The sequence below is a fragment of the Klebsiella sp. 10-1 genome (assembly GCF_009758445.1).
Taxonomy (GTDB): domain Bacteria; phylum Pseudomonadota; class Gammaproteobacteria; order Enterobacterales; family Enterobacteriaceae; genus Klebsiella; species Klebsiella scottii.
This window is the reverse complement of record NZ_WQRE01000006.1, coordinates 131,945-154,987: the sequence shown is the minus strand read 5'-3', so window position 1 is coordinate 154,987 and position 23,043 is coordinate 131,945. Positions and strand designations below refer to the sequence as shown.

The 23,043-nt window shown below is 59.2% G+C and carries 18 protein-coding genes; 13 read left to right on the top strand and 5 right to left on the bottom strand.

The annotated features are described in order from the left end of the window. Positions 1-103: 103 nt before the first annotated feature. The 9 genes from GO007_RS20655 to mdcH all read left to right on the top strand — a co-directional run bounded on the left by GO007_RS20655 (position 104) and on the right by mdcH (position 8,606). Positions 104-1,138 (top strand): AI-2E family transporter, encoded by a 1,035-nt coding sequence (locus GO007_RS20655; RefSeq protein WP_095103235.1) that lies wholly within the window; start codon positions 104-106, stop codon positions 1,136-1,138. Positions 1,139-1,343: 205 nt separating this feature from the next. Then, positions 1,344-2,999, top strand: a complete 1,656-nt coding sequence (mdcA, locus tag GO007_RS20650) for a malonate decarboxylase subunit alpha (RefSeq protein WP_095103233.1) — start codon at positions 1,344-1,346, stop codon at positions 2,997-2,999. Then, a complete protein-coding gene (locus GO007_RS20645; RefSeq protein ID WP_095103231.1) occupies positions 2,999-3,841 on the top strand; it encodes a triphosphoribosyl-dephospho-CoA synthase in 843 nt (280 codons plus the stop codon). Before mdcA ends, GO007_RS20645 begins: the two co-directional genes overlap by 1 nt. Positions 3,842-3,858: 17 nt before the next feature. After that, complete coding sequence (mdcC, locus tag GO007_RS20640; protein ID WP_095103229.1) at positions 3,859-4,158, top strand: malonate decarboxylase acyl carrier protein; 300 nt, start codon at positions 3,859-3,861, stop codon at positions 4,156-4,158. Beyond that, entirely contained in the window at positions 4,151-4,984 is an 834-nt protein-coding gene (locus tag GO007_RS20635; protein WP_095103226.1) for a biotin-independent malonate decarboxylase subunit beta, read from the top strand. The genes mdcC and GO007_RS20635 overlap by 8 nt, the downstream gene beginning before the upstream one ends. Further along, on the top strand, positions 4,984-5,784 hold the full coding sequence (mdcE, locus tag GO007_RS20630; protein WP_095103575.1) for a biotin-independent malonate decarboxylase subunit gamma: 801 nt from the start codon (positions 4,984-4,986) through the stop codon (positions 5,782-5,784). The genes GO007_RS20635 and mdcE overlap by 1 nt, the downstream gene beginning before the upstream one ends. 341 nt (positions 5,785-6,125) lie before the next feature. Continuing rightward, positions 6,126-7,085 (top strand): AEC family transporter, encoded by a 960-nt coding sequence (locus GO007_RS20625; protein WP_095103224.1) that lies wholly within the window; start codon positions 6,126-6,128, stop codon positions 7,083-7,085. A 1-nt stretch (position 7,086) separates the two neighbouring features. Then, complete coding sequence (locus GO007_RS20620) at positions 7,087-7,704, top strand: malonate decarboxylase holo-ACP synthase (protein WP_095103222.1); 618 nt, start codon at positions 7,087-7,089, stop codon at positions 7,702-7,704. Next, the gene (gene mdcH, locus GO007_RS20615; protein ID WP_095103220.1) at positions 7,704-8,606 is read left to right on the top strand and encodes a malonate decarboxylase subunit epsilon; all 903 of its coding nucleotides are present in this window, start codon (positions 7,704-7,706) and stop codon (positions 8,604-8,606) included. The genes GO007_RS20620 and mdcH overlap by 1 nt, the downstream gene beginning before the upstream one ends. Here the strand turns inward: mdcH and GO007_RS20610 are convergent. From GO007_RS20610 to GO007_RS20600, 3 genes are all read right to left on the bottom strand, one after another. Beyond that, positions 8,596-9,522 (bottom strand): LysR family transcriptional regulator, encoded by a 927-nt coding sequence (locus GO007_RS20610; protein WP_095103218.1) that lies wholly within the window; start codon positions 9,520-9,522, stop codon positions 8,596-8,598. The genes mdcH and GO007_RS20610 overlap by 11 nt on opposite strands. A gap of 215 nt (positions 9,523-9,737) precedes the next feature. Beyond that, a complete protein-coding gene (gene mqo, locus GO007_RS20605; protein ID WP_095103573.1) occupies positions 9,738-11,390 on the bottom strand; it encodes a malate dehydrogenase (quinone) in 1,653 nt (550 codons plus the stop codon). A 266-nt stretch (positions 11,391-11,656) separates the two neighbouring features. Next, positions 11,657-12,577, bottom strand: a complete 921-nt coding sequence (locus GO007_RS20600; protein WP_095103571.1) for an N-acetylmuramic acid 6-phosphate etherase — start codon at positions 12,575-12,577, stop codon at positions 11,657-11,659. A gap of 174 nt (positions 12,578-12,751) precedes the next feature. Between GO007_RS20600 and GO007_RS20595 the strand changes: the two genes are divergently transcribed. Then, positions 12,752-14,371, top strand: a complete 1,620-nt coding sequence (locus GO007_RS20595; RefSeq protein ID WP_095103216.1) for a sensor histidine kinase — start codon at positions 12,752-12,754, stop codon at positions 14,369-14,371. Continuing rightward, positions 14,368-15,087: a two-component system response regulator DcuR gene (gene dcuR, locus GO007_RS20590; RefSeq protein WP_095103214.1), complete on the top strand. Its 720-nt coding sequence runs from the start codon at positions 14,368-14,370 to the stop codon at positions 15,085-15,087. The genes GO007_RS20595 and dcuR overlap by 4 nt, the downstream gene beginning before the upstream one ends. On the opposite strand, the gene GO007_RS20585 is transcribed toward dcuR, so the two are convergent. Together GO007_RS20585 and GO007_RS20580 are read right to left on the bottom strand one after the other, a co-directional pair. Continuing rightward, on the bottom strand, positions 15,068-16,021 hold the full coding sequence (locus GO007_RS20585; RefSeq protein ID WP_095103212.1) for an FAD:protein FMN transferase: 954 nt from the start codon (positions 16,019-16,021) through the stop codon (positions 15,068-15,070). The two genes, dcuR and GO007_RS20585, sit on opposite strands and share 20 nt — an antisense overlap. Positions 16,022-16,075: 54 nt before the next feature. Beyond that, complete coding sequence (locus GO007_RS20580; protein ID WP_095103210.1) at positions 16,076-18,853, bottom strand: flavocytochrome c; 2,778 nt, start codon at positions 18,851-18,853, stop codon at positions 16,076-16,078. Positions 18,854-19,487: 634 nt separating this feature from the next. Between GO007_RS20580 and GO007_RS20575 the strand changes: the two genes are divergently transcribed. Continuing rightward, a complete protein-coding gene (locus GO007_RS20575) occupies positions 19,488-20,999 on the top strand; it encodes an anion permease (protein ID WP_095103208.1) in 1,512 nt (503 codons plus the stop codon). Between the two features lie 53 nt (positions 21,000-21,052). Next, complete coding sequence (fumA, locus tag GO007_RS20570) at positions 21,053-22,702, top strand: class I fumarate hydratase FumA (protein ID WP_095103206.1); 1,650 nt, start codon at positions 21,053-21,055, stop codon at positions 22,700-22,702. Positions 22,703-23,043 lie beyond the last annotated feature (341 nt).

Sequence of the window (23,043 nt, the reverse complement as noted above, 5' to 3'; positions counted from 1 at the left end):
GCGAACAATTACTCCACGGTCTGCACGCAAAAAAGTCGTGATTTTTTATCCGCATCTGCGTCTACACTGTGAGGAAAACCAGGCTCTATTTTCAGGGATTCGTATGGCCAAACCCATCATCACTCTTAACGGATTAAAGATTGTCATCATGCTGGGCATGCTGGTCATCATCCTTACCGGCATCCGCTTCGCCGCGGATATCATCGTACCTTTTGTTCTGGCGCTGTTTCTCGCGGTGGTCCTTAACCCTCTGGTGCAGCTGCTGGTGCGCTGTCGGGTGCCGCGCGTGCTGGCGATCTCGCTACTGATCAGCGCCATCGTTATGCTGGCGGTGGTTCTGCTGGCCTCGCTGGGCACCTCCCTGAACGAGCTGGCGCGCACCCTGCCGCAGTATCGCGCGTCGTTATCAGAGCCGGTGCAGACCATCACCCCGTGGCTGCAGAGATTCGGCTTTACCGTTTCCGTCGTCGAGCTGAACAAATATATAGACCCCAACGCGGTCATGACGATGGTGACCGGCCTGCTTACCCAGCTCTCGAACGCCATGTCCTCGATCTTCCTGCTGCTGCTGACGGTGGTATTTATGCTGCTGGAGGTTCCGCAGCTGCCGGCCAAGCTGCAGCAGCTGATGACCCGCCCGGTTGAGGGCATGGGCGCAATCCAGCGCGCGCTCGACAGCGTCTCGCACTACCTGGTGCTAAAAACCGCCATTAGCCTGGTTACCGGGCTGGTGGTCTGGGGCATGCTGGTACTGCTGGACGTGCGCTTTGCCTTTATGTGGGGGCTGCTGGCTTTCGCACTCAACTATATTCCCAATATCGGCTCGGTGCTGGCGGCCATTCCGCCTATTTTGCAGGTGCTGGTATTCGGCGGCCTGTATGACGCGCTGATCGTGCTCGCGGGCTATCTGGTGATCAATCTGCTGTTCGGCAATATCCTCGAACCGCGGATTATGGGGCGCGGGCTCGGGCTCTCGACGCTGGTGGTGTTCCTGTCGCTGATTTTTTGGGGCTGGCTGCTGGGACCGGTGGGGATGCTACTTTCGGTGCCGCTGACCATCATCGTTAAAATTGCCCTTGAACAGAGCGAGAGCGGACAGAGCATCGCCTTCCTGCTTAGCGACCTCAGCAAGGATTAGCTCCCGACTCCCCACTACGGGCTAACCGGCCCGTAGACCACTACTCCTTTGGCATTATTGATCCTCGTCACATCTCACGTCCGTCATTCATTACTCTGAAGCTAACAATCTGCCCGCGGGCTTAATTGATGCCCTGCGCCTCGCGTCGCACACTAACTTCCACACCATGACAGTCAAAACGATTTGTCGAATCAGGAGGTTAATAATGAATGCCGAACAAACGACGGGACGGGTCTGGAACCGCCGCCGTACGGAAAAGCAGCGGCGACTGACCGCCGCCAACGTCTCCGGTAAGGTTATCCCCACCGCACAGCTGGTGGACGCGCTGGAACATCTGCTCGCCCCCGGCGATCGCGTGGTGCTGGAAGGCAACAACCAAAAGCAGGCTGACTTCCTCTCCCGCATGCTGGCGGAAGTGAACCCGCAAAAAGTCCACGATCTGCATATGATCATGCCGAGCGTCGGACGCAGCGAACATCTGGACCTCTTTGAAAAGGGTATCGCCCGCAAGCTCGACTTCTCCTTTTCCGGCACCCAGAGCCTGCGTATTTCGCAGCTGCTGGAGGACGGCCTGCTGGAAATCGGCGCGATTCACACCTATATCGAGCTCTACTCCCGCCTGTACGTCGATCTTTCGCCGAACGTCGCGCTGATTGCCGGCTACAAAGCGGATCGCAAAGGCAACCTCTATACCGGACCGAGTACCGAAGATACCCCGGCGCTGGTTGAGGCTGCGGCCTTCCACGACGGTATCGTTATTGCCCAGGTTAATGAGCTTGTCGACGACGAGTGCGACCTGCCCCGCGTTGATATTCCGGGTTCGTGGATCGATTACGTGGTGGTCGCCGATAAGCCGTTCTTTATTGAGCCGCTGTTTACCCGCGACCCGCGGCTGATCAAGCAGGAGCATATCCTGATGGCGATGATGGCGATTAAAGGCATCTACGCCGAGCATCAGGTGCAGTCTCTTAACCACGGTATCGGTTTTAACACCGCCGCCATCGAGCTGCTGCTGCCCACCTACGGCGAGCAGCTCGGCCTGAAGGGCAAAATTTGTAAACACTGGACGCTAAACCCGCACCCGACGCTTATTCCCGCCATTGAAAGCGGTTGGGTGGAAAGCGTGCACTGCTTCGGCGGCGAGCTGGGGATGGAGGAGTACATTCGCGCGCGTCCGGACGTGTTCTTCACCGGCGTCGACGGTTCAATGCGCTCGAACCGCGCCTTCTGCCAGCTGGCGGGGCAATATGCGGTCGATATGTTTATCGGCTCGACCCTGCAGGTTGACGGCCTGGCAAACTCGTCCACGGTGACCCGCGGCCGGCTGTCAGGCTTCGGCGGCGCGCCCAACATGGGCCACGATCCGCACGGCCGCCGCCACGCGACTCCGGCCTGGCTGAACATGATAACCGAGCCCGACCCGATGCAGCGCGGTAAAAAGCTGGTAGTGCAGATGGTCGAAACCTTCCAGGCCGGCGTGAAGCCCACCTTCGTCGAAAAACTCGATGCGATCGAGGTGGCGAAAGCCTCCGGCATGCCGCTCGCGCCGGTGATGATCTACGGCGATGACGTCACCCACGTGCTCACCGAAGAAGGGATCGCCTACCTCTACCGCGCTGAAAGCCTGGAAGAGCGCCGGGCGATGGTCGCCGCGGTGGCCGGGATCACCGATATCGGCCTTGGCGTCGACGCTAAGCGCGTTGCCGCGCTGCGCCAGAGCGGCAAGGTGGTTTATCCGGAAGATATCGGCATCCGCCGTAGCGATGCGACCCGCTCTCTGCTGGCCGCCGGCAGCGTAGCCGATCTGGTGGAGTGGTCCGACGGACTCTATAACCCACCGGCAAAATTCCGGAGCTGGTAATGAAACGACTCTCCCCCCGGCGCGCTGAAGCGCAAACCGGCTGGCTTGCCCGCACCGCCAGCGAGTGCCTGATTGACGAAGCGCGGCTCAGCCCCAAACCGGGGCTGGTCGACAGCCGCGGTAACGGCGCGCATCTCGATTTAAGCCTTGCGCTGATGGAGCGTTCGGCCCGCAGCCTGCTCCCCACCTTTCAGGTGCTCGCCGAGCAGAGCTGGCAGCGGCCGGCGGATATTGCGCTGCGCGAAACCATCGGCCGCCTGGGCCGGGAAGGCGAGCGGCAGATGATGCTGGCTACCGATGGGGTGAATACCCATCGCGGAGCAATTTGGGCGCTAGGCCTGCTGGTTAGCGCCGCGGCGATGCTGGGCGGGACGGGTCATTCACGGTCGATAGCGGAGACCGCCGCGCTTCTCGCCGCCCTGCCGGACGCCGCGGCGCCCAAAACCTTCAGTAAAGGCCTGCGCGCCAGCCGCCGCTGGCAGGTGCCGGGCGCTCGCGAAGAGGCGCAGCGCGCGTTTCCGCATATCACCACCCTTGCGCTACCGCAGCTGCGGCGCAGCCGGACCGAGGGCGCCAGCGAAGACGAGGCCCGCCTCGACGCGCTGATGGCGATCATGACCTCGCTGAGCGACACCTGCGTGCTTTCCCGCGCCGGTATGTCCGGCCTTGAGGCCATGCAGCACGGCGCCCGCCGGGTGCTGGCCGCCGGCGGTTGCGCCACGGCGTGCGGACGCCGGGCGCTGGCGCAGCTTGACGCGCAGATGCTGGCGCAAAACGCCTCGCCGGGCGGCGCCGCCGATCTTCTTGCCGCCACCCTGTTTCTCGACCGGGTTGCCGGCTAACGCATTCAGAGGATGTTATGGAACAGATTAATTTGTCATTCCCTGCCAACCGCGCCCTCAGCGGCAAAGCCCTGGCAGGCGTAGTAGGCTCCGGCGATATGGAAGTGCTCTATACCGCCGGGCAAAACGCCACGCTTGAGGTTGATATCACCACCTCGGTGGACAACAGCCAGGCGCGCTGGACCGCGCTGTTTGAGCGGCTCAATCTAATCAACGGCCTGCCCGCCGGACGGCTGTTCATTCATGATTTTGGCGCCACGCCGGGCGTCGCACGTATTCGCATCGAACAGGTTTTTGAGGAGGCCGCCCATGCGTAACGATCGCAGCTTTATCGAACTCCGCGCCCGTGAACGCGCCCGCACGCTGCTGGATGACGGCAGCTACCGCGAGCTGCTGGACCCGTTCGAAGGAATCATGTCGCCGTGGCTAGGCGCCCAGGGCATCGTCCCGCAGTCCGATGACGGCATGGTGGTGGCGAAAGGCACCATTAACGGTCAGCCGGCGGTGGTCATCGCCATCGAAGGCACCTTCCAGGGCGGCAGCATGGGCGAAGTCTCCGGCGCCAAAATGGCCGCCGCGCTGGAGCTGGCGGCAGAAGATAACCGCAACGGCATCCCGACCCAGGCGGTGCTGTGCCTGGAAACCGGCGGCGTGCGCCTGCAGGAAGCCAACCTCGGCCTGGCGGCGATTGCCGACATCCACGCCGCGATTGTCGACCTGCGTCGCTATACCCCGGTGGTCGGCATTGTCTCCGGCACCGTGGGCTGCTTTGGCGGGATGTCGATTGCCGCTGCCCTTTGCAGCTACCTGATCGTCACCCGCGAAGCGCGCCTTGGGCTCAACGGCCCGCAGGTCATCGAGCAGGAGGCGGGAATTGAAGAGTACGACTCGCGTAACCGGCCGTTTATCTGGAGCATGACCGGCGGCGAGATCCGCTATGAGAGCGGCCTGGTTGATGCGCTGGTCAACGACGGCGTCAACGCCGTAAAAACCGCCATGAACGACGCCATCGCCAAAGGCGTTCCGGCCCAGCATCGCAGCGACAAATATGCCGACTTCCTGACCCGTCTGAGCAACTTTGACACTCGTCAGCAGGCCGATACCGCGCAGATTAAACGGCTTTTCGCCGGGGAGGTGAAATGATGACTCAGTCCAATAGCCGTGGAGCCCTGTGGCTGGAAAAACTGGCGCCAAATGCGCCGCGCATGAACGGCCTGTGTCCTTCAGTACAGGTCGCCGACGGTGAACTGAACGGCGAGAGCGTGCGCTTCATCGCCGTGGTGGCGGATGCCAATAACCACTACCCGCGCGCCGCTAAAGGCGAAGTGGGCCTGCTGGAAGGCTGGACGCTGGCAAAAGTGGTGAATGAAACCATCGATGCCGACGCGAACAGCGACGTAAAGCGCCCGATTGTGGCGGTCATCGACGTCCCAAGCCAGGCCTATGGTCGTCGGGAAGAAGCGTTCGGCATTCACCAGGCGCTGGCCGGAGCCGCAGGGGCTTACGCGAAAGCGCGCCTGGCGGGCCATCCGGTAATCGGGCTGATCGTCGGCAAGGCGATGTCCGGGGCGTTTCTCGCCCACGGTTATCAGGCCAACCGACTGATTGCCATCAACGATAAAGGCGTGCTGGTGCACGCGATGGGCAAAGAGTCCGCCGCCCGTATCACTCTGCGTACCGTCGATGCGCTGGAAAAACTGGCGGCGACCATTCCGCCAATGGCCTATGACGTCAGCAACTACGCCACCCTCGGCCTGCTCTCCGACCTGCTGAACCTCAGCAACCCGGACGCGCCGTCCGATGCCGATCTGGCGCTGGTGGAACTCACCGTGCAGAAGGCCATCTCGGATGCACGTAAAGACCCAAGCCTGAAAAACCGTCTCGGCGCGGAGAATCGCCGCAGCTCTGCCCTGGTACGCGAACGGATGCGCGCCAGCTGGTAACGGGCAACATCAGAAGTACGTAAAAAAAGACCTGCCGAAAGCGGCAACCGTCGGGCGCAGCATAGCGCCCACGGATCGCTGCTTTTAGAAAAATAAAAACATCGCAATTAGCCCAATACGCTAAATCATTCAAGTTGGATCAAGGCGGCAACTGAGTGAATTCCCAGGAGCTTACTTAAGTAAGTGACTGGGGGGACAAATCTGTCAGGAACAGATTTGAACGCTGCTCGCAGCGGCCCTGATAAGGGTGAGGCTCACGGATGAGCCGAATAAGGAAGGCAGCCAACGCAGAGGCAGCTTGAAGGATGACGCGTATTTCTTTTTCTTACTACAGGTGATCTATGACTTATGTAATTGTTCATGCCCTTGCGCCGATTTTTCTCATCATGCTGCTGGGCTTCTGGGCCGGCAAAGCCAAAATGGTTGATAACAAAAACGTCTCTTTGCTTAATATTTTTGTGATGGACTTTGCCCTGCCCGCCGCGCTGTTTAGCGCCACCGTGCAGACGCCGTGGGCCGGTATTGTTGCCCAGTCGCCGCTGATTGTAGTGCTGACGGGCGCGATGTGGATCACCTACGCGGCGATCTACTTCCTCGCCACCAGCGTGTTTAAAAAGTCCCCGCAGGATGCCGCCGTGCTGACCCTCACCGTGGCGCTGCCGAACTATGCCGCGCTAGGCCTGCCGATTCTCGGTAGCGTACTGGGTGAAAGCTCCGCGACGTCTCTCTCCGTCGCCGTCTCCATCGCCTGCGGTTCGGTGCTGATGACGCCGTTCTGTCTGCTGATTCTGGAGCGTGAAAAAGCGCGCGCCGCCGGTGAAAACAGCGGTTCAACGCTGGCGATGCTGCCGGTTCTGATGTGGCGTTCGGTGAAAAAACCTATTGTCTGGGGTCCGCTGCTCGGCGTGGTGCTCTCCGCTATCGGCATCAAAATGCCGGAGCTGCTGCTGGCGGCAATCAAACCGCTCGGTCTTTCAGCCACCGCGGCGGCGCTGTTCCTGACCGGGGTGATCCTCTCCGCGCGTAAGCTGCAGCTGAACGCGATGGTAAGCATTGCGACCATTGCCAAACTGCTGATCCAGCCGTTTATCGCCTGGGCTATCGTTCTGGCTTTCGGCCTGCACGGCTCCGTGGCGATCACCGCTATCCTGATGATTGCGCTGTCTGCCGGTTTCTTCGGCGTGGTGTTCGGCAACCGCTTTGGCGTGCAGTCGCCGGATGCGGAAGCGGTGCTGTTGTTAAGCTCGGTTCTGTGTATCCTGTCGCTGCCGCTGTTCATCACCTTAACTTCAGGTATCTGATATGACATTCACTTCGCGCCCTCACGATTTACTGTGGCTGAAAAGCCGCGACGCCCTGCTCAACGTTGAGGAGGCGTGGGTAGCCAGCCAGTGGCAGCCGGGTCTGCCCGTGGTCGTGCGGCGTGACGTGAATGACAATGGCGATATTCCGGTAGGCGTGCGCGGCATAAAGCGCGAACAGCGCGCCGCCGGATGGGTTAAGGCCGAGGCCGTTTCCCGCATTATCACGCCGGAAGCGCTGGTCGAGCGCCAGCGCCTGCTGCACTCGCCGTTTGTTTCCCAGCCGCCCGTTCAGGCGGCTATTTTGCTGACCACCTTTGCGTGGCCGTGGATCTGGGGCATTACCGGCAGCACGGCCTACGCCCTCGCCACCGAAATTCCCGTCCTGCACGCCGACAGCGATCTCGATCTACTGATTCGCGCCCCTGAACCGCTGACCGATGACGAACTGCGGCAGTGGCAGGCGCAGGTGGAAAAGCTGCCGTGCCGCGCCGACACCCAGATTGAAACGCCCTTTGGCGCGTTTGCGCTCAACGAATGGCTGCGCGAAGGACGCGTTCTGCTGAAAACCGCCACCGGGCCGCAGCTCACCGCGACGCCGTGGCACAGGGAGTCATGATGAAAATCCTCTTTACCTTTCCCGGCCAGGGCACCCAGCGCCCGGGAATGCTGCAAAACCTGCCCGACGGCGATGCCGTTCTTACTGAAGTCCGCGCGGTGCTTGGCGACGAAGCCAATACGCTCGACGCGCCCGATGCGCTGAAGCACACCCGCGCGGTGCAGCTTTGCCTGCTTATTGCGGGCGTGGCGTGGGCACGTGAACTGATGCGTAACGGCGTGACGCCCGATATCGTCAGCGGCCTGTCGATTGGCGCTTACCCTGCGGCGGTGGTGGCTGGCGCGCTGGATTTTCGCGACGCGCTGCGGCTGGTGGCCCTGCGCGGCGATTTAATGGAGCAGGCGTATCCCCACGGCTACGGCCTGACGGCGATTGTCGGCCTCACGCTGAATCAGGTTGAAAAGCTGATGACAGGTAGCGGCACTTACATCGCCAACCTTAATGCCGAAACGCAGATAGTGATTGCCGGCCGGGATGAGGATATGGCGGAGGTCGCGAGAAAAGCGCTGGCTGCCGGAGCCAACAAGGCTGCCCGGCTTGCGGTAAGCGTGCCGTCGCACTGTGCTTTGCTGGATAAACCGGCGGCAGAATTAGCTCAGGCGTTTGAATCAGTGACATTGTCACGTCCTTTGCTAGCCTACCTTAGCGGATCGACCGGTCGTGTGCTGTGGGAAGCGCAGAAAATCGCCGAAGATTTAGCCTTCAACATGGCGCGGACGGTACAGTGGCAGGACGCAATGGTTTCCGCCAATCAGCGCGATGCGCGGCTGGCGATTGAGATGCCGCCCGGTAGCGTGCTGACCGGGTTGACGCACCTCGCAGGCTGGCAGGGCGATGCCATCTGCATGGAGCGTAACAGTGTTGAAGTAGCACAGCATCTGGCGAAGCGCCTCAGCCGTTAAGGCTGCGGGCGTACATCCGCCCTTCTGCCGCCAGCGCCAGCAGGTCCGCATCGCGTTCGCGATGGTGGGAATAGACGATCGAAATCAGCTGACGCATCTGATACGGCTCCGCCAGCTTTAACAGCTGCACGTCGTTTTCGTAGACCTTTTTCATCCGGCCGGGCAGCAGCGCGAAGCCGACCCCGGCCTGCACCAGGCTGATCATCGAAAAGATATCGTTGACCCTGGTGACAATTTCAGGCTCGAAGTCGGCCACCTGAAAAGCTTCTCGGAAGCCCGCGTAGGTCGCGAAGCCTTCCGCCAGCGAAACGAATTTACGGTCGGCGTAGTCGCGAAGGTCGGCGGGTTTTGTCGTATCCAGCTGTTCAGCCGCCGGAGCGGCGAGAAAAATGTCGTCTTCAAACAGCGGCACCACGTCAAACGCCGAGTTGCTGAACTCCCCTGCGTTGGTGGCGATCAGGATCGCGTCCAGGGCGTCGTCTTCCAGCATATCCAGCAGCATCTGGTTGGAGCCCATCGTCAGATCCAGCTCCAGCTCCGGCCGCCGCAGCTTCATCCCCATGATGATCCGCGGGACGGTCTCCAGCGTGAGCGAATAGAGCGTGCCGATCCGCAGTCGCCCCTGGCCGACGCCGGCGACCTTTCGCGTCGCCTCCAGCCCGCGCGCCATCAGGGTGGTGACGTCCTGACAATACTCCAGCAGCGTCCAGGCCGCCGGCAGCGGCAGCAGGTTGCGTCCCTTATGGACAAACAGCGGGCAGCCCACCCCCTCTTCCAGGGTATGCAGGGCCCGGTGGACGCTGACGCCGCTGAGCTGCATCGCTTCGGCGGTTCTGGCGATATTGCCTTTGGTCATAAACATCATAAATACCGCCAGCTTACGGAAGGTAATATCCTGGTTAATGTCGTCTTTCATGGCGCTGCACTCCCTCTTTCCGCCGCGGCTCGTTATTTCTTGTGTGAATTCAAGCCAGTATAACCGTAACGCCGGTAAATGTTTTAACGCAACGCAAGGAACCAGCCGGTGCTGTCGGGCATCAGGGAGCAGCGCAATAGCGGATAGGCAAAAAAAATGCCGGTCAGCTGCTGAGCTGACCGGCATTACGCACGCGGGCGGGGTTAATACGGCGACTACAGCGCCATATCGTGCTGCGGAGAGTCCGCAGGCTTGAGTTCCGCGGACGGCGCGGCGGCAGGCTTCGTGCCGCTCATATTAATCACCGGCGGTTTGGTCAGCTGCAGCGTCGCGGCGGTGTCGTCCCACACCTGCTGGGTCAGCGCCGGGCTATCGTTCAGCTTCTGGCCATAGCTCGGAACGATCGCGTGGATGCGGCTCTGCCACTCCGCGGAGCTGAACTGCTGCGGGAACATCTGCTTCAGTACGTTCAGGGTAATCGGCGCGGCGGTAGAGGCGCCCGGAGAGGCCCCAAGCAGCGCGGAGATGGTTTTCTGCTCGTCGACCACCACTTCGGTCCCCAGCTTCAGCACTCCGCCCTTATCGGCGTCTCTTTTAATGATCTGCACGCGCTGGCCGGCCTGAATCAGCTTCCAGTCCTCTTTACGCGCGTCCGGATAGTACTCTTTCAGCGCCGCAAAGCGGTCATCGTCGCTGAGCATCACCTGGCTCACCAGGTATTTGACCAGATCGAAGTTGTCGAGACCGACGTGGGTCATCGGCAGAACGTTATCGGTGGTGGTAGTGCTCAGCAGGTCGAAGATAGAACCATTTTTGAGGAACTTCGTCGAGAAGGTCGCGAACGGCCCGAACAGCACCACGCGCTTGCCGTCAAGGAAGCGGGCGTCAAGATGCGGAACCGACATCGGCGGCGCGCCGACCGAAGCCTGGCCGTAGACTTTTTGCAGATGCTCTTTAGTCACCGCCGGGTTTTCGGTCATCAGGAAGGAGCCGCCCACCGGGAAGCCCGCATAGTTGTCGGCTTCCGGAATACCGGTCTTTTGCAGTAATTTCAGCGCGCCGCCGCCGGCGCCGATAAAGACATATTTCGCGTCAATCGTCTGCTCGTCGCCGCTATTGACGTTTTTAATCGTCACGTGCCACGAATTATCGGCATTACGCTTAAATGCGGTTACCTCAGAGGAGGTTTGCAGCGAGAAGTTATTATTTTTCTTCAGGCTGCCGATCAGCTGACGGGTTATTTCGCCGTAGTTGACGTCGGTCCCGACCGGGGTCCAGGTGGCCGCCACTTTTTGCTGCGGATCGCGCCCTTCCATCACCAGCGGCGCCCACTGTTTAATTTGCGCATGGTCGGTGGAGAATTTCATCCCCTGGAATAGTGTGGTTTGCTGCAGAGCGGTATAACGTTTTTGCAGATAATCAATGTTATCGCCCCAGACAAAGCTCATATGCGGGGTGGAATTAATAAATGAGTGCGGGTCATGCAAAATGCCGCGCTTTACCTGCGCCGTCCAGAACTGACGGGAAATCATAAACTGCTCGTTGATATCCAGCGCCTTACTGACGTCAATAGAGCCGTCCGCACGCTCTGGCGTGTAGTTCAGCTCCATGTTTGCCGAGTGGCCCGTACCGGCATTGTTCCAGCCGTTAGAGGACTCCAGCGCAACGCCGTCAAGCTTCTCTACCATCACCTGCTTCCAGTCCGGCTGTAATTCCTGCAGCCAGGTGCCGAGCGAGGCGCTCATGATCCCGCCGCCAATCAGCAGAAAATCGGTTTTCTTTGCGGCGTCGGTATTTGCGTAGGTTGCCGTACTGACGAACAGCGCCAATGCGGTCACGGATAAGATCGAGTTTTTTATTGCAGGCATAATAGAATTATCGCATAGCATAATGAAATAAGTGCCAACATGTTAACGCACTTTCATTATATTTTAAAATATCATTTACATTTTCCGCACAGTTAATCAATTATTTGAATTTACTTTTTTAACTTAAAAAAGTGAAAAGTGATTAATAAAATTAAAATGCGTCAACGTATAGCGATAATTAAAGGGCTGACGGCGCTCCCCGCCGGTTTCTTTAGTTACATAAGGTAAAAGCAGCGGCGCGCGGGAATATGGCGCGCCGCCGGGAATTAACTCTGCGACCCTGCCAGCTGATGCGTTTTATCCTGTAACGCAATGCGCAGATGATCGTTATTTTCCATCAGCAGCTCGCGCGCCCGCCATGCGTCAAGCCCGCTAAGCAGCATCAAAATCGCCGTCCGGCAGTGCTGATTGCAGCCGGCAAGCGCGGCTTTCGCCTCACTGCGCGAACAGCCGGCGGCCTCCATTACGATGGCGATTTGGCGTTCAGCCCAGCGCGGGCTGGTGGCCTGCAGATCGACGCGCAGGTTGCTGAAGACCCTGCCGCCGCGAATGGCCAGCCCGGTGGTCAGCATGCTGAGGAGCTGCCGCTGCGCCAGCTGGGCTTTCGGGTTACCAAACCCCGCGACCGCTTCCGGACCGGTTTGCGGCGCAACGATAATGTCCGCCAGCTGCGCCGCTTCGCTATCCGCCTGCTGGGTCAGCACCGCGACCGGCGCGCCGAGCGACCAGGCGTGGCGCATCGCTCCCCATACCCACGGCGTTTTGCCGCTGACCGTCAGCGCCAGCAGCATATCGTTATTGCTAAAGCGCAGCGCCTGCAGCTCGCAAGCGCCAAGATCGTAGTCGTTGGCGGCCGTTTCCATCTCCTGCAGCGCCGCCGCTGGCCCACCGGCGATGAGCCCCACCAGCGAATGTTTCTCCTCAGGCGCAAACTCGTTGACGGCCTGCAGGGCCGCGCGTCCGGATGCGCCGGCGCCGACAATCACCAGCCGCCCTCCTCGGCTAAGGGTCGCCGCGGCGTTATCGACCAGGCGGGTCATTTCCGGCAGGCAGGCGTCGATGGCGTTGGCAATCTGCCGACCGTCTGCGTGCAGCATCGTCAGCATGTCGTAGGTGGTGAGACTATCGATGCGGCGGGTATCAGGGTGGCGTCGTTCCGTCATTGAAGCGGTTGGCTTACTGCTCATAAAAACCTCCATTTAAATAACTCCGCATTCACTATAGGGATATTTACCGCCGTCTCCTGCGAGTGGGGTCACGCTTCCCGGTTCCCGGCGAATCGTTTATTGCTTTTTTACATGCCTTTAAGAAATTCACACCATCAGCGATAATAGGCCTTCGCTGTTTACCCTGGGGTTGTTATGAATGAGTTAGCGGAGCAGGAACCGCCCGCGCGCAAACGCCGTAAGAGCATGAAGCTGAGTACCGCCGTGACGCTGATGATTGGCAGCGTGCTGGGTTCGGTACTGCTGCTTGTCTACGCGCTGTGGTTTATCCAAATCAGTGATACCACCCGCGACGGGCTGAAAGACACCGCCCTGGCGGTGGCGCGGACGCTTGCCGATATGCCGGAAATGAAGCGCGGCCTGACCCAGCCGGCGGACAGCGATATTATTCAGCCGCTGGCGCAGGCGATCGTCCGGCGCAACGATCTGCTGTTTGCGGTGGTCACCGATATGCAGGGTATTCGCTACTCGCACCCCAACAGCCAGATTATCGGCAAGCGGTTTATTGGCGATGACATTAACCCCACGCTGCAGGGAAAGGAGAACGTTGCCGTCAACCACGGCGTGCTGGCCCCGGCCCTGCGCGCCTTTACGCCGGTCTTTGACGCTAACCACCGGCAAATTGGCGTCGTGGCAATCGGTATTTCGCTTAGCAAGGTGGATACCCAGATCGCCAACAGCCGCTGGGACGTCCTCTTTACCGTGCTATTCAGCGCCCTGGTCTGCGGTCTCGGAACCTGGAGCCTGGTTCGCGGCCTCAAGCGCGTGCTGCTCGGCCTGGAGCCGCAGGAGATCTCCACCCAGTACCAGCAGCGCCAGGCGATGCTGCACTCGTTAAAAGAGGGCGTGGTGGCGGTCGATACCGAAGGGCAAGTGACCCTTATCAATCCGGCCGCGCGCGAAATTTTGTTCAGCGGCCCCGATAAAACCCTCGGCCATACGCCGCTGCTCGCCGATTTACAGGAGGTCCTGCGCACCGGGACGCCAATTTACGACCGCGAGCTCGGCTGCAACGGTCTGCTGCTTATCAGCAATACCGTACCGGTGCGCAGCCAGAACGCCACCGTCGGCGCCATCAGCACCTTCCGCGACAAGACCGAGGTCAGCCAGCTGCTGCAGCGACTCGACGGCATGGTCAACTATGTGGATGCGCTGCGTACCACTTCCCACGAGTTTATGAATAAGCTGCACGTCATCCTCGGCCTGCTGAATATGAAAAGCTATGACAAGCTTGAGGAGTACGTGCTACAAACCGCCCATACCTATCAGGCCGACATCGGCGAAATCCAGCACCGCATAAAATCGCCGGTGGTAGCCGGCTTTTTGATTGGTAAAATCCAGCGTGCGAAAGAGCGTGGGTTTAGCCTTAACCTCGCGGAGGAGAGCCTCGTCCCCGACTGCCCCAACGAAAAGCAGATTACCGTCCTGGTCACCGTACTGGGCAATTTGATTGAGAATGCGCTCGACGCCATGCACGAGCAGCACGAGGGTGAAGTCAGCCTGCTGTTACACTATCAAAATGGCTGGCTAAGCGGCGAAGTGAGCGACGACGGCCCGGGGATCCCGGAGGCGAATATCGATGCGATCTTTAATAAAGGCTTCTCCACCAAAGGCGAGAATCGCGGCGTTGGCCTGTTTCTTGCCAGCCAGCAGCTGCGCGAACTGGGCGGGACGCTTGCCGTCGAGTCCGAACCCGGCGTATTTACCCAATTTTTTGTCCACCTACCCTGGGATAGTAAAAGGAACAGTGCGTGATAAATGTATTAATTGTTGATGACGATGCCATGGTAGCCGAACTGAACCGCCTGTACGTGGCGCGGATTTCCGGCTTCAGCTGCTGCGGCACCGCATCTACGCTGAATAAGGCCCGGGAGATGATTAACGACGACGAGCTGGAGATCGATCTGGTACTGCTCGACGTCTATATGCAGCACGATAGCGGGCTGGATCTGCTGCCGACCATCCGCGCCTCCGGCCGCGCCATCGACGTGATTATGATCACCTCCGCCGCCGATGCCGCCACCGTACAAACGTCGATGCACTACGGCGTTGTCGATTATCTGATTAAGCCCTTCCAGTTCCCGCGTTTTGAGGAGGCGTTAACCGCCTGGCGCGAGAAAAGAAAGCTGATGACCGGACAGACTTATTATGAGCAGGCGGACGTTGACCGCCTGCTGCACGGCGACGCGCCGGAAGCAACCGACGCGCGTAAGCTGCCGAAGGGGCTCACCTCGCAAACGCTGCGCACGCTCTGCCAGTGGATCGATGCGCACCCGGCGACCGAGTTCTCCACCGACGAGCTGGCGGTCGCGGTGAACATTTCCCGCGTCTCCTGCCGCAAATATCTGATTTGGCTGGCGCAGATTAATATCCTCTACACCAGCATTCACTACGGCGCCACCGGCCGGCCGGTCTATCGCTATCGGCTGGTGGCGGAGCAGTACAGCCTGCTCAAGCAGTACAGTCAGTAAGCCGATAGCCGCTATCCAGCAGCTGAAAACGAAAGCGGCGCTGCGATGAGAGGATCACTTCGCGATTTTTAGTCACAAAAATCGCTTCAATATCCTCACGTTGACGCAGCGCTGCGCGCCCTTTCTCAACGCCCAGGCCGTAGATCAGGGTGGTCCAGATATCACCGTCGAGAGAGTCATCAGAAATGATGGTCACGCTCTCCAGCTCGTTATCCAACGGATAGCCGCTGCGCGGGTCGAGAATATGGTGCCAGCGCCTGCCGTCCTGCTCAAAATAGCGCTCATAGACGCCGGAGGTCACCACCGACTGGCCGGTAACCGCAATCGTGCCGACCAGCTCGTCGGCGGCGGCAAACGGTTTTTTCAGACCAATGGACCACTCCCCGAGGGTATGCACGTTTCCCCCGAGATTAATCAGCGCCGCGTCGACGCCCTGCCGCCGCAGGTCATCGCGCACCCGATCGGCAATGTAGCCTTTGGCAATGGCGCCAAGGTCGATCTCCATACCCGGCTGAGCAAGAAACACGCTGCCCGCCGCCTCATCAAGGATCACATCCTGCGGCCGGATCAGCGGCAGGCGGGCGGCAATCTCTGCCGCCGCCGGAACGCTGCGCCCCTGAAAGCCGATGCGCCAGAGCTTTACCAGCGGGCCAATCGCCAGGTTGAACGCGCTATCCCGCACCATGCTGGCGGCTTTTGCGCATTTGATCAGCTGATACACCGGACGGCTGACGGCCACCGCATGGCGACCGGCGGCATGGTTAATATCCATCACCTGCGAGCGCGCGCGGTTTACGGTAAGCAGATCTTCGTAGCGTTTAATCAGCTGGAAGGTGCGGGAGGCGAGCGCGTCATCGTGACGGAACAGTTTAAGCAAAATGGGCGAACCCATTAAAACGGCGGAGTAGCTATAAACGCGACTATCGTCAGACATGGTTGCAGCTCCTGTGGATGACCCCGGCTTGCGGCCGGGGTATATCGCGAAGGGTTATCCTCTGGCGCGTTTTGCCGCCTCATGGCCCGCCAGGGTGCCAAAGATAATGATATCCGCCACCGCATTGCCGCCGATACGGTTGCCGCCGTGGATGCCGCCGACCACTTCCCCGGCGGCATAGGCGCCGGGAATCGGCTGCTGAGCGGTATTTAACACTGCGGTCGCGGTATTAATCGTCACCCCGCCCATAGTGTGGTGAACGCCCGGGGCGATGCGGATCGCATGGAACGGCCCTTCGTTAATCGGCGCCCGCAGCGCGGTGGTCCGGCCAAAATCATCGTCACGCTGGTTTTCAACAAAGCCGTTGTAGCGTTCGAGGGTGGCAAGGAAGGCATGGTAATCCATCCCCAGCGTCTCCGCCAGTTCGCGCGGGGAGCTGGCGCTGGTGGCCAGGCCTTTGGCGATATATTCATCTGCCGCTTTGTTTTTTGCCCGCACATGCTCGTCAAAGACGATCCAGGCGTACTGCTCCGGCAGCGCGATAATCGCCGCCGATACTTTATCGCGGGTCGCCATTTCGTTAAAGAAGCGCCGCCCCTGCTGGCTCACCAGAATGGCTCCGCCGCCGCGAATCGACTCCGAAATCAGGTATGAAGTCTTCTGTTCAACGGTCGGGTGGATCTGGATTTCGCCCATATCCACGGTGCCGGCGCCGATGCGTTCCAGCAGCGCGATGCCGCCGCCGGTCGCCCCTTTATGGTTGGTGGTGACAAAACCGGCGAGATCCGGACGGTACTTCACCACCATCGCGCTGTTGGCGCTGAAGCCGCCGGTGGCGACCACGATGCTCTTCGTCTGCACGTCGAAGCGCTCCTGCTCATCGTTGAGCAGACGTACGCCGCTCACTTCGTCGTTTGCCATCAGGATCTCTTTGACCGAGGTGTCCAGCATCACGTCAATCCCGCGTTTGCTGATATTGCGCACCAGGCCGCTAATCAGATAGCCGCCGACCGCCGACCCGTCGCGCGGACGGTGGGTACGATCAATGCTCATCCCGCCGGTGGTGGTGATATCGTTAAGCATGATCCCGCGGCGGGCCAGCCACTCAATCGCCTCCGGGGCGTTTTCGACAAAGCGGCGCAGCAGCTCAGGGTTGTTTTTGTTATGCCCACCCTTCAGGCTTTCCTGATAGAACAGTTCTTTGCTGTCCACGATCCCTTTTACCCGCTGGAAGCGCGTTTCCGCGGCGTTCATCCCGGCGGAGGCTTTAATGGTATTGCCGCCGATAGTCGGCATTTTTTCAACGAGCAGCACGCTGGCGCCTTCATCATGGGCCTGAATCGCCGCCGCCAGACCCGCACCGCCGCTGCCCACCACCACCACGTCGTAGCTTTTCACCGCGCGATCGTCGCCGCCCTCTTCAATCGCCAGCGCTTTGCTGGATTTCAGCATCGCTTTGGATACCGCTTTTTTCACCGCCTCGCTTTGGCTGGTGGCGCCGGATATGGCGTCAACGTGCGGAGTATTGGCGGTCAAAATGCGCTCGCGGATCTCTTCAAAGCTGGTGGTGAACTCCACGGTCTGTACCGCGCTGGAGGCCAGCTCCACGTCGGCAATGCGATCGCTCTCAAGGCTGACGTGGATAACCAGCTCGCTGGCCTCGTCCTGTACGGTTTCAACAAAGACGCCGGGCTTAAACTTCGCATCGCCCATGCTCATATCGCGGATCATCGCTTCCACCAGCGAGAAGCGCCACAGCGGCTCCGGAATATGCAGGGCTTCACGCCGGGTGCTGTCGATAAACAGCTCCAGATTTTCGCCATCGGCAACGCGGTCGGTCCAGTCAGGATAGGCAATGCAGGCCCGCCCAACGGCGATCAGATCGTAGCCGCGATCCAGCCCCTGCTCGGCATCTGCGGCGTTAACGATCCCGCCAACGCCCATCACCGGAACCTGCGCGAGGTTAGCGGAGCGCAGCGCGCAGTATTTTTCAATCAGCGGCGTCGGATCGCAGGTATCGACGATGGAGGGGCGCAGCGAGGCGCCTACCGAGAAGTGCAGATAGTCGAGGCCCCGCGCCGCCAGTTTTTCCAGCAGGTAGAGGGTGTCGTCAAAGCGGATGCCCGGCTCTTCCAGCTCTTCCGGCGAGAAACGGTAGCCGATAATAAAAGCGTCGTCCGCGTACTGGCTGACCATTTTATGGGTGATATCCAGCACCGCCAGCGGGAATCTGGCGCGATTATCGCGGCTGCCGCCCCAGCAGTCGTCACGCTGGTTAGAGTTCGGGGAATAGAACTGCTGGATAAGATAGGTATTGGCGCCGTGAATTTCGACCCCGTCAAAACCGGCCTGAATCGCGCGGCGGACGCCGTCACCAAATTTCGCGATCGTCTCCTCTACTTCCTCAGCGCTTAGCGCGCGCGGCATCGCGGCGCCGTCGCGCGGAGCGGCCAGCGCGCTCGGCGCTACCGGCTGTCGGCCGCCGATAAGCTGCGGGTCGACCATGCGGCCGCCGTGATAGATCTGCAAAACGGCTTTCGACCCTTCCGCCTGGATGGCTTCGGCAATTTTGGCCAGGCCGGCAATTTTGTCATCATTGTCGATGCCTATGGCGCCAGGGAAAGCCAGGCCATAGTCATCGATAAAGCAGCACTCGACGATAATGGTACCGATGCTGCCCGCTCGGGCGCGGTAGTACTCCACCAGCTCGCTGGTGACGGAGCCGTCAAAATAGCCGGTGCAGGTGGTCATCGGTGCCATAAACAGGCGGTTTTTTAGCTCAGTTCCGTTTGGTAAGGTAAAGGGCTGAAAAATACGTTGATTACTGGTCATAGTAATACTCCAGATTTTAAATATTGAAATTCAGAATTCGGTAAGGAATTTATTTTTAGTTGTGCTTTTAATTCCTGTTGTCATGCTAATAATATAGCGAATTTTTTAGTTACCAAATCACTTACGTTAGTTAAAAAACTATTTAATACCAACAATAACATCACTACCTCCATCGTATTATTTTTTTAAAATACAACGTTTACACAAAGCATAATATCGATAACAAATAAGATACTTTTGTTAATAAGCAATAAAATGATCGTAAATATTTCAACCAATAAAAATCAACACGTTAAAAGATAATCCCGTTTCATCAAGACTCTAAAAACCGACTTATTTTTAACATTTAGCGATATTTCGCACAAATAACCACCCTCTCCCGCAGGGTTATTGCGCGAAGTAAAAAAAACGCCACACCCCTGGATTTATTGATCTCAATCAATTGCAATTCGACATCAAAGAGCAATATATAAATAACCAACAGATTTAATTTAGCGCCCTAAAAAATGCGTTAAATAACCGTCGCGGTGATAATAAAAGCCAATGATTAATAACTAAAGAAAGTTTTGAAATTAAAGAAATCAGAAGTCACCGATGACTAAACCTTATTTTTAACTACTTGCAGATACTCATTATGAAAGAGAAAAAGACAACCACGCCGCCTGCCGGTGCAGCCAGTCCTAAGGCTGTTGATAAAAGTCGTCTGCTGATGATGGCGCTGCCCATTATCGTGGCCGTACTGCTACTTTTCATCCCGGTGCCTGATGGCCTGCCGCCATATGCCTGGCACTACTTTGCCATTTTCGTCGGCGTGATCGTCGGTCTGATTTTCGAACCCCTTCCCGGGGCGGTGATCGGGATCACCGGGGTGGTGGTTATCGCCCTGTGCAGCCAGTGGCTGCTATTCGATCCGGCGCAGCTGGCGGACCCCAAATTCAAGCTTGCCGGCGCCTCGTTTAAGTGGGCGGTAAGCGGCTTTGGTAACTCTACCGTGTGGCTGATTTTCGGCGCCTTTATGTTTGCCGCTGGCTACGACAAAACCCAGTTTGGACGCCGTCTGGCGCTGATTCTGGTAAAATACCTCGGCCGCCGCAGCCTGACGTTGGGCTACGCCATCACCTTTGCCGACCTGCTGCTGGCCCCCTTCACTCCGTCGAATACCGCCCGTAGCGGCGGGACGATTTACCCGATTATCGCCAACCTGCCGCCGCTGTATGGCTCTAAGCCTAACGACCCTAGCGCCCGGCGGATCGGTTCCTATCTGATGTGGGTGGCTATTACCGCCGCCTGTATTACCAGCTCGATGTTCCTCTCGGCGCTGGCGCCTAACCTGCTGGCCCTCGCGCTGGTGAAAAGTATTGTCGGTATCAATATCTCCTGGGGCACCTGGTTTATCGCCTTCCTGCCGGTGGGCGTGCTGCTGATTCTGGTGATGCCGCTGCTGGCCTACTGGTTCTATCCGCCGGAGGTGAAGGTGAATGATGAGGTGCCGCTGTGGGCCGCGCGTGAGCTGGAAAAACTGGGTCGGCTGTCGCGTAATGAAATTCTGCTGCTGGTGTTCGTCTGCTTCGCGCTGACGATGTGGATCTTCGCCGCCGAGTGGATTGAACCGGCGCTGGCGGCGCTGCTGGTCATCGTCCTGATGCTGTGGACCGGCGTTCTGTCATGGAGCGATATCACCAATAATAAAGCGGCGTGGAATACCTTCGTCTGGTTCGCCACCCTGGTGGCGCTGGCGGATGGCCTCTCCTCCACCGGCTTTATCGCCTGGCTGGGTAAAGAAGGCGGCGCGCTGATGAGCGGTATCTCTCCGGGAGTCGCCACCATCTTGCTGCTGCTGGCGTTCTACCTGCTGCACTACCTGTTTGCCAGCACCACCGCCCATACCACCGCGCTGCTGCCGGCCATGCTGACCATCGCCTCCACCATTCCGGGTATGAATATGCAGGTATTCGTACTGCTGATGGTCACTTCGCTGGGCATTATGGGGATCATCACCCCGTACGGTACCGGCCCCAGCCCGATCTACTACGGCAGCGGCTATCTGCCGACCAAAGACTACTGGCGCCTCGGCACCATCTTCGGCGCCATCTTCCTGGCCGCCCTGCTGCTGATTGGTTATCCGTGGATGTCCATGATGTTCTGATTCACAACCGTCGGGGTCACTCCCGGCGGTTTTACTCTTAGGGAGCTTAAACAATGTCGACTAAACCGTTTGTTTATCAGGAAGCTTTTCCGCTGGCGAAAGATAAGACTGAATACTATCTGCTGAGCAAAGAGCACGTCAGCGTCGCCGGGTTCGAGGGCGAGGAAATTCTCAAGGTTGCGCCTGAAGCGCTCACCCTGCTGGCCCAGCAGGCATTTCACGACGCGGCCTTTATGCTGCGCGTTTCCCACCAGCAGCAGGTAGCGGCCATTCTGCTCGATCCCGAGGCCAGCGAAAACGACAAGTACGTCGCCCTGCAGTTCCTGCGTAACTCAGAGATTGCCGCCAAGGGCATTCTGCCCACCTGTCAGGACACCGGCACCGCCATCATCATGGGCAAGAAAGGCCAGCGGGTGTGGACCGGCGGCGGCGACGAAGCGGCGCTGGCGCGCGGCGTCTACAACACCTATACCGAAGATAACCTGCGCTATTCGCAAAACGCCGCGCTGGATATGTATAAAGAGGTCAACACCGGCACCAACCTGCCGGCGCAGATCGATCTGTACAGCGTTGACGGCGACGAATACAAATTCTTGTGCATGGCAAAAGGCGGCGGTTCGGCCAACAAAACCTATCTCTATCAGGAAACCAAGGCGCTGATTACCCCGGCGAAGCTGAAAAACTACCTCGTCGAGAAGATGCGTACCCTCGGCACCGCCGCCTGCCCGCCGTACCACATTGCTTTTGTTATCGGCGGGACCTCTGCGGAATCGACGCTGAAAACCGTTAAGCTGGCCTCCACCCACTATTACGACGACCTGCCAACCGAAGGCAACGAGCACGGCCAGGCGTTCCGCGACGTGCAGCTGGAGCAGGAGCTGCTGCTGGCCGCGCAGGATCTCGGCTTCGGTGCGCAGTTTGGCGGCAAGTACTTTGCCCACGACATCCGCGTGATTCGCCTGCCGCGCCACGGCGCCTCCTGCCCGGTCGGGATGGGGGTTTCCTGCTCCGCCGACCGCAACATCAAGGCGAAGATCAACCGTCACGGGATCTGGATTGAGAAACTGGAGAGCAACCCCGGCCAGTACATCCCGGAAGCGCTGCGCCGACAGGGTGAAGGCCAGGTCGTCAGCATTGACCTCAATCAGCCGATGAACGATATCCTCAAGCAGCTTTCGGCCCATCCGGTTTCAACCCGCCTGACGCTGAACGGCACGATTATCGTCGCCCGCGATATCGCCCACGCTAAGCTCAAGGAGCTGCTGGATAACGGTGAAGCGCTGCCGCAGTATGTGAAAGATCACCCGATCTACTACGCCGGTCCGGCGAAAACGCCGGAGGGTTATGCGTCAGGTTCGCTGGGGCCGACCACCGCCGGAAGGATGGACTCCTACGTCGATCTGCTGCAGTCCCACGGCGCGAGCATGGTGATGCTGGCGAAAGGCAACCGCAGCCAGCAGGTGACCGATGCCTGCCATAAGCACGGCGGCTTCTATCTCGGCAGCATCGGCGGGCCGGCGGCGGTGCTGGCGCAGCAGAGTATTAAGAGCCTTGAGTGCGTGGCTTATCCGGAGCTGGGAATGGAGGCTATCTGGAAAATCGAGGTGGAAGACTTCCCGGCGTTTATTCTGGTGGATGATAAAGGCAACGACTTCTTCCAGCAGATCCAGAACCAGCAGTGTAACGGCTGTGCCCAGCGGTAATGTTGCCGGCTAAAGCCGGGCGCTGCGTGGTATCATTTAGCTAAGAGGTATTCCGTTCACCCTACGTCAGGCAGAACATGCGGCCTCAGTGCGAAGTGACCGGGTTAAGGGGAAGATAACCATCTTCCCCTTAACAATCCCCGCGGTCCCGCACGGAAATCGGTGCTGCGCACTGCGCTCACCTCCCGGCCTGCAGCCTGCGGTCGGCTCAACTCGACCTGCTCGCCCGTTCCGGGGCTCGCTCCTGTCTCGATTCGCCTCTTGCCGCCATCCCTGGCGGCCAGCCCTTGTCTTCCGGCCTTCGGTTCGCCGATTTCAGCGGGGTCCAGGGCCCCGCTGCA